General features: G+C 63.8%; 6 protein-coding genes. 1 reads left to right on the top strand and 5 read right to left on the bottom strand.

Annotation, left to right across the window (positions count from 1 at the left end; all coding sequences use genetic code 11):
- Nucleotides 1-97: 97 nt before the first annotated feature.
- From B0W55_RS18695 to B0W55_RS18675, 5 genes are all read right to left on the bottom strand, one after another.
- Nucleotides 98-499 (bottom strand): heme-binding protein, encoded by a 402-nt coding sequence (locus B0W55_RS18695; protein WP_077047410.1) that lies wholly within the window; start codon nucleotides 497-499, stop codon nucleotides 98-100.
- Between the two features lie 42 nt (nucleotides 500-541).
- Nucleotides 542-1759 carry a glycolate oxidase subunit GlcF gene (gene glcF, locus B0W55_RS18690; RefSeq protein WP_077047409.1) on the bottom strand — a complete coding sequence of 406 codons (1218 nt, stop codon included), beginning with the start codon at nucleotides 1757-1759 and terminating at the stop codon, nucleotides 542-544.
- 3 nt (nucleotides 1760-1762) lie between these two features.
- Nucleotides 1763-2821, bottom strand: coding sequence for a glycolate oxidase subunit GlcE (gene glcE / locus B0W55_RS18685; RefSeq protein ID WP_077047408.1), 1059 nt, complete (start codon nucleotides 2819-2821; stop codon nucleotides 1763-1765).
- A complete protein-coding gene (glcD, locus tag B0W55_RS18680; RefSeq protein WP_077047407.1) occupies nucleotides 2821-4320 on the bottom strand; it encodes a glycolate oxidase subunit GlcD in 1500 nt (499 codons plus the stop codon). Before glcD ends, glcE begins: the two co-directional genes overlap by 1 nt.
- 195 nt (nucleotides 4321-4515) lie before the next feature.
- Nucleotides 4516-6279, bottom strand: coding sequence for an L-lactate permease (locus B0W55_RS18675; RefSeq protein ID WP_077047406.1), 1764 nt, complete (start codon nucleotides 6277-6279; stop codon nucleotides 4516-4518).
- Nucleotides 6280-6450: 171 nt separating this feature from the next.
- Here B0W55_RS18675 and B0W55_RS18670 point away from each other — a divergent pair, with 171 nt between their 5' ends.
- Entirely contained in the window at nucleotides 6451-6687 is a 237-nt protein-coding gene (locus B0W55_RS18670; protein WP_077047405.1) for a hypothetical protein, read from the top strand.
- Nucleotides 6688-7214: the final 527 nt, after the last annotated feature.

Below are 7214 nucleotides of genomic sequence, written 5' to 3'. Positions count from 1 at the left end.
GGGAGCGGGCTTGCTCGCGAAGAGGCCGTCACATCCGACATCACCTGAACTGACACACCGCTTTCGCGAGCAAGCCCGCTCCCACAAGGGGGTGAGGTTACTTCAGGGCCTGCACCGCGGCCTTGGCCACTTGCGCATCCTGCTCGGCCTTGACCCCGGACACGCCCACGGCGCCGATCACCTGGCCGTCGAACATGATCGGTACGCCGCCCTCAAGAGAAGTCAGCAAGGGGGCGGACAAAAACGCGGTGCGGCCGCCGTTGACCATCTCTTCATAGCCCTTGGACTCGCGTCGGCCCAGGGCCGAGGTGCGGGCCTTTTCGGTGGCGATGTAGGCGCTGATGGGCGCGGCGCCGTCCAGGCGTTCCAGGGCCAGGGGATGACCGCCGTCATCGACCACCACAATGGTCACCGGCCACTGGTTGTTCTGCGCCTCGGTCCGCGCTGCGGCGAGAATCCGGCCGACTTCGGTCTGGCTGAGCACGGCTTTGCTGTTCATGGGCGATCTCCAGGGGGACTCGACAGGGGTGACTCAACGGGGTCAAGGCAGGGCGGCTTCGACCAGTTCGATCCAGTGCCTGACCGGCGTGCGACCCGCGCCGTCGAGGTGGGACTGGCAGCCGATGTTGGCCGTGACAATCACTTCAGGGTAGCCGCTTTCCAGGGCATTCATTTTGTTGTCGCGCAGTTGCCGCGACAGTTGCGGCTGGGTCAGCGAGTAGGTGCCCGCCGAACCGCAACACAGGTGGCTGTCCGGGACGGAGGTCAGGTTGAAGCCCAGGCGCTCGAGCACCGCTTCCACCGCACCGCCGAGTTTCTGCGCATGCTGCAAGGTGCAAGGACAATGGAAGGCCAGGCGTTGGGCATTGTGGATGCCAAGCTTTTCCAACGGCTCGTCCCGTAGCACCTCCACCAGGTCCTTGGTCAGGGCACTGACGGTTCTGGCCTTCTCGGCATAGGCCGGATCGCGTTCGAGCAGGTGGCCGTAATCCTTGATGAAGGCGCCGCAACCGCTGGCGGTCTGCACGATGGCCTCCACGCCTTTCTCAATGCTCGGCCACCAGGCATCGATGTTGTGACGAGCACGGTCCAGGCCCGCCGCCTGGGCATCGAGGTGATAGTCCACGGCGCCACAGCAACCGGCTTCGCGGCTCGGTGTGACGCTGATGCCGAGTCGATCCAGCACCCTGGCCGCCGCCACGTTGGTATTGGGCGACAGCCCCGGCTGCACGCAGCCTTCGAGCATCAGCACCTGGCGCGCATGGCGGGTGGTGGGGCGCCGCTGGACCGGCGCGGCGCTGCGCGGCAGTTTGCTTTGCAGCGCGTCGGGCAGCAGCGCGCGGAACACCTGGCCACCGCTGACCATGCTCTTGAACAGGTCCGGGTGCGGCACCAACGTGCGCAACCCCTCGCGCAACAGGCGCTGGCCGAAGGGCCGCGGCACCGCCGCATCGACCACCGCACGACCGATGTCCAGCAGGTTGTGATAGTCGACGCCGGACGGGCAGGTGGTTTCGCAGTTGCGGCACGACAGGCAACGGTCCAGATGCTGCTGGGTTTTCTGCGTGACTTCATTGCCTTCCAGCACCTGTTTGATCAGGTAGATGCGCCCGCGCGGGCCGTCGAGCTCATCGCCCAGCAACTGGTAAGTGGGGCAGGTGGCGTTGCAGAAACCGCAGTGCACACAGCTGCGCAGGATGCGGTCGGCCTCTTCGGCGCGGGGCAGGCGGCGGGCGTCTTCACTCAGGGTGGTCTGCATGGTTCATAGCTCCGCGTATAGGCGACCGGGGTTGAAAATGCCCCGGGGATCGAGTTGCTGCTTGAGGCTCTGGTGGTAGCGCATCAGCGCGGCGGGCAATGGCTGGAACGGGCTGTCGATCAGGCCATGGCTGTAGCAGGTCACGTGGCCGCCGACCTCATTGGCCACCTGACGAATGAAGCGGTCTTCGGCATCGGATTTGAGCCAGCGCTGGGCACCGCCCCAGTCGATCAGTTGCCGGCCGGGCAGGGACAGTCTGGCCGTGTTGTTGGGCAAGGACAGACGCCACAGCGGCTGGTCCTCATCGAAGAACGTCAGGCGATGCTCGTTGAGGTCATCCCAGTACGCGCTGTCGAGCGGCTCGCCGCCCAACCGGTCATGGGCCGCCTTCACCGAACCTTCGCCGCCCTCGAGCCTCAGGTGCAGGCGCTCGCCGTCGTGGCACGCGGCACTGATCGGCAAGGGTTGCTGGCCCCATTGCGCGAGGTTCTGCAAGGCACGTTCGCTGCTCATCTCCAGGCTGACGCTCAAGGCTTGCCGGGGTTTGGGCAGGACCTTGAGCGAGACTTCGGTGATCAGGCCAAGCGTGCCGTAACTGCCGGCCATCAGCCGCGAGAGGTCGTAGCCGGCGACGTTCTTCATCACTTCGCCGCCGAAACGCAGGTGCTTGCCCAGACCGGTGATGACCCGGGTGCCGAGGACAAAATCGCGCACCGAGCCGGACCACGGTCGCCGTGGCCCCGACAGTCCACTGGCAATCATCCCACCGACGGTAGCGCCGTCACCGAAGGCGGGTGGTTCGCAGGGCAGCATCTGCCGGGCGGCGTCGAGCACTTGCTTGAGTTCGGCCAGCGGTGTGCCGCAGCGCACGGTGATCACCAGTTCGGTGGGGTCGTAGCTGACGATGCCGCGATGAGAGCGGGTGTCGAGGATTTCCCCGGCACCGATGCGCCCCAGGAATGCCTTGCTGTTGGAGCCCTGGATGCGCAACGGCGTGGCGTTATCCAGCGCCTGATTGACCTGTTCCAGCAGGAGCGTGCTGTCGTCGAGATCGCCAGGCATCAGAAGCGCTCCAGGTCCGGAAACGGCAGTTGCCCGGCGTGCACGTGCATCGTGCCGAATTCGGCACAGCGGTGCAGGGTCGGGATGTTCTTGCCGGGGTTGAGCAGGCCGCTGGGGTCGAACGCGGCCTTGACCGCATGGAACAGGGTCAGCTCGTCGCTGTTGAACTGCGCGCACATCTGATTGATTTTCTCGCGGCCGACGCCGTGTTCGCCGGTGATGCTACCGCCGACTTTCACGCACAATTCCAGGATCTTGCCGCCCAGGTTTTCCGCACGCTCCAGCTCGCCGGGCTGGTTGGCATCGAACAGGATCAGCGGGTGCATGTTGCCGTCACCGGCATGGAACACGTTGGCCACCCGCAAGTTGTATTCGGCAGACAGCTCGGCGATGGCCTTGAGCACGCCGGGCAGTTCGCGGCGGGGGATGGTGCCGTCCATGCAGTAATAGTCCGGCGACAAACGGCCCACCGCCGGGAAGGCGTTCTTGCGCCCGGCCCAGAAGCGCACCCGTTCAGCTTCGTCTTTGGCCAGGCGTACTTCAGTGGCGCCGGCCTGTTCCAGCACTTCTCGCACCCGGGTGCAGTCGTCGTGGACATCGGCTTCGACGCCATCGAGTTCGCACAGCAGGATCGCCTCGGCATCGACCGGGTAGCCGGCGTGGATGAAGTCTTCGGCGGCGCGGATCGCCAGGTTGTCCATCATCTCCAGGCCACCGGGAATGATGCCGGCAGCGATGATGTCGCCCACGGCGCGGCCGGCCTTTTGCACCGAATCGAAGGCCGCCAGCAGGACCTTGGCCGATTGGGGTTTGGGCAGCAGCTTGACCGTGACCTCGGTGATGACCCCAAGCATGCCTTCGGAACCGGTGAACAGCGCCAGCAGGTCCAGACCGGGGGCGTCGAGGGCGTTGGAGCCCAGGGTCAGGTGTTCGCCGTCGACCGTGAGGATGTCGACCTGCAGCACGTTATGCACGGTCAGGCCGTACTTGAGGCAATGCACGCCGCCGGCATTTTCGGCGACGTTGCCGCCGATGGAGCAGGCGATTTGCGACGAGGGGTCGGGGGCGTAATACAGGCCGTAGGGCGCGGCGGCCTGGGAAATCGCCAGGTTGCGCACCCCGGGCTGGACCCGGGCGACTCGGGCCTCGGGGTCGATGTGCAGGATCCGGTTGAAGCGCGCCATCACCAGCAGCAGGCCTTTCTCCAGGGGCAGGGCGCCCCCGGACAAACCGGTGCCGGCACCCCGTGCGACTACCGGGACCTGCCGCTGATGACACAGCTTGAGCACGCCCTGGACCTGGGCGATATCCCGTGGCAGCACCACCAGCATCGGCGTGGTGCGGTACGCCGAGAGGCCATCGCATTCGTAGGGCTTGAGTTCTTCCTGCTGGTGCAGGATCTCAAGCTCCGGCATCTGCCCGCGCAGCGCCTGCAACAACCCGGCCTTGTCCGCGTCGGGCAGTGCGCCGTCGACGCGTTCATCGTAGAGAATGTTCATGGTTGCTTTACGATACTCCGTTCATGAAAGGCCCGGGAGATCACCCCTGAACACTCCGCACCTGTGGCGAGGGAGCTTGCTCCCGCTGGACTGCGCAGCAGTCCCGTCTTTCTTGAAAAAGAGCGGGGCCGCTGCGCGCCCCAGCGGGAGCAAGCTCCCTCGCCACGGGTACAGCGTTCGTTCTTGAGTGAATAATCAATGCCCCCCAACCACCATATGACTGAACGGCGCCACATACGCCTGCAACGTCACCAGGCCACCGACGAGGATGGCCAGCACGATCGAGTGGAAGAACACATACCGCAGGATTTCCCCCTCATGCCCATACCAGCGGGTCGCGGTGGAGGCGACCACGATCGATTGCGCATCGACCATCTTGCCCATGACCCCGCCGGAGCTGTTGGCCGCCGCCATCAACACCGGGCTGAGCCCCAGTTGTTCGGCGGTAACCCGTTGCAAGCCGCCGAACAGCACGTTGGACGCCGTGTCGGAGCCGGTCAACGCCACGCCCAGCCAGCCGAGCAGGGTGCCGAACATGGGATAGAAAATCCCCGTGGCAGCGAAGGCCAGGCCCATGGTGGCGTCCAGGCCCGAATAGCGCGTGAGGAAGCCCAGGGCGAGCATCGCGGTGATGGTGATCAGCGAGTAGCGCACCACCCAAATCGTTCGAAAGTACTGCTTGATCAATTGTGGGATGGAGTAGCCCATCAGCAGCCCGCCGACGATCGCGGCCAGCAGGATGCCGCTGCCGGTGGCGGTGAACCAGGTGAATTTATAGATCGCGTCCTCGTTTTTCGGCGCCGGGACCACGGGTGGCACTTTTTGGATCTGTTGGTGAATGGTGGTGAAGGTCAGCACCGGTGCGAACACCGGATTGGCCTCAACCAGCGGTTTGCCCTGGGGATCGAGCTTCGCCGAATTCGTCGCCGGGTCCATCGCCGGGCGCACATCGAACATGTTCTTGAAGCTCTGGGTGCCCCAGGCAAACACGAATACGGTGAGGATGATCCACGGCATCCAGGCGCGCATCACGGCTTTCTTTGCGTCGCCGGAAAACGCCGCGGTCGGCGTGGTGGTTTCTTCGTATTCGGCATCGATTTTCGAGTTGTCGACCCGCCCGGTCAGCGCCGCGGAGGTGTGCACGGTGGCCGGTTTCCAGACCTTGAGGAACAGGGTCAGGCAGGCCATGGAGATCAGCGCGGCGATCACGTCCACCAGCATCGGCCCGTGATAGTTGGAGACGATGAACTGCGGAATCGCGAAACTGACCCCGGCGACGAGGATCGCCGGCCAGATTTCCAGCATCTTGCGCCAGCCGGCAAACGCCCAGATCAACCAGAACGGCACGATCACCGAGAAGAACGGCAGTTGCCGGCCGACCATCATCGACAGCTCCATCTCATCAAGCCCGGTGACCTTGGCCAGGGTGATGATCGGCGTGCCCAGGGCACCGAAGGCCACTGGCGCGGTGTTGGCGATCAGCGCCAGGCCCGAGGCCGCCAGGGGGGAAAAGCCCAGGCCGATCAGGATCGCCCCGGTCACCGCCACTGGCGTGCCGAAACCGGCAGCGCCCTCGAAGAAGGCGCCGAAGCAGAAGGCGATCAGCAGCAACTGCAGACGCCGGTCGTCGGTGATCCGCGCCAGGGAATCCTGCAACACTTTGAACGAGCCGTTTTCAGTGGTCAGTCGGTGCAGGAAGATGATGTTCAGCACGATCCAGCCGATCGGCAGCAGGCCGTTGGCCGCCCCGTACAACGCCGCCGAGCCGGCCATGTTGGCGGGCATGCCGAAAGCGAAGATGGCGATGATCAAGGCCGAGATCAGGGCGAGTATCGCTGCCAGGTGCGCTTTGATGTGGAAAAACGCCAGGGCCGCCAGCATCACGACCACGGGCACGGCGGCCAATAGGGTTGAGATGACCGGGTTGTTGAACGGATCGTAGATTTGCTGCCAGACCATGTTCCACCTCTGCTTGTTATTGTTGGACGTGCAGACCCTTGTGGGGACGGTGGCCTCTAGTATAGGTGGCATTTCGCCGCTGTCAGATTGAGCGACTGGGCAGCGTAGTTCGGGGGCTGAGCTAGCATTGCCAGTAACGGTTTTGAATCCACCCATGGGAGGAATACAGCAATGACCGAGCGCCATCTGGAACACAAGGAAACCCTGTCCAACGGATGCAGCATCCGTGTCAGGGCCGAGATTCTCAAGGATGGGTCGCTGGGGATGTTCATTGGCGTCTATCGACCGGACGGCACGGCGATCGACGAGAACCACGATCCGAAACCGCACATGCTGGACATGGAGGCGGCGATGGATTGGGGGGTGGATATTGCCAAGGGGATCGGCAACAGCCAGCGCTCGTTATAGGCGGGGATGCTTTTGGTGGGAGCGGGCTTGCTCGCGAAAGCGGTGGGTCAGCTTGCATTAATGTCAGTGTCAGAACGCATTCGCGAGCAAGCCCGCTCCCACAGGTGGGTGTCTGATTGCACGATAGTGTTTTTGATTTCTTCAGTATCGGCGCAAGTAGGAAATCGGTCTAAAGACCCCATTCCATTTCGTGGGTGTTTTGCTACTCTGAAGTTGTAGGTGAAAACGCAGACTGATGCGCAATCGGATAGCGGGGACGCGTGGGGCGCGCTCCGAAGGGTACACGGTTAGAAAGATCTCCGCGCTGAGATCCAGCCCTTATGCCGTGTGAAGCAGGACAGCGTATGGCTGTATCTGTGGGAAGCCCGATAAACCTCGTAAGCCAGAGACCAGCACTGGCCACCTACTAAATCAACCTATCGAAGCCCGCCTTGAGCGGGCTTTTTAATGCCTGGCGTTTTGCCGGGGGCCAGAACAGAGTGACCCTGCACCGTGCCTGTTCGGCAAGACTCAGGCCGGCGGGTTCC

The sequence above is a fragment of the Pseudomonas sp. KK4 genome, assembly GCF_001984065.1.
Taxonomy (GTDB): domain Bacteria; phylum Pseudomonadota; class Gammaproteobacteria; order Pseudomonadales; family Pseudomonadaceae; genus Aquipseudomonas.
Note: the sequence above shows the minus strand (reverse complement) of the source record. Positions and strands in the feature narration are given on the sequence as shown.

What these genes read in the sequence shown, in the direction of transcription:
- B0W55_RS18695 (WP_077047410.1), bottom strand. Translation starts at nt 499, where the DNA reads ATGAACAGCAAAGCCGTGCTCAGCCAGACCGAAGTCGGCCGGATTCTC.
- glcF (WP_077047409.1), bottom strand. Translation starts at nt 1,759, where the DNA reads ATGCAGACCACCCTGAGTGAAGACGCCCGCCGCCTGCCCCGCGCCGAA.
- glcE (WP_077047408.1), bottom strand. Translation starts at nt 2,821, where the DNA reads ATGCCTGGCGATCTCGACGACAGCACGCTCCTGCTGGAACAGGTCAAT.
- glcD (WP_077047407.1), bottom strand. Translation starts at nt 4,320, where the DNA reads ATGAACATTCTCTACGATGAACGCGTCGACGGCGCACTGCCCGACGCG.
- B0W55_RS18675 (WP_077047406.1), bottom strand. Translation starts at nt 6,279, where the DNA reads ATGGTCTGGCAGCAAATCTACGATCCGTTCAACAACCCGGTCATCTCA.
- B0W55_RS18670 (WP_077047405.1), top strand. Translation starts at nt 6,451, where the DNA reads ATGACCGAGCGCCATCTGGAACACAAGGAAACCCTGTCCAACGGATGC.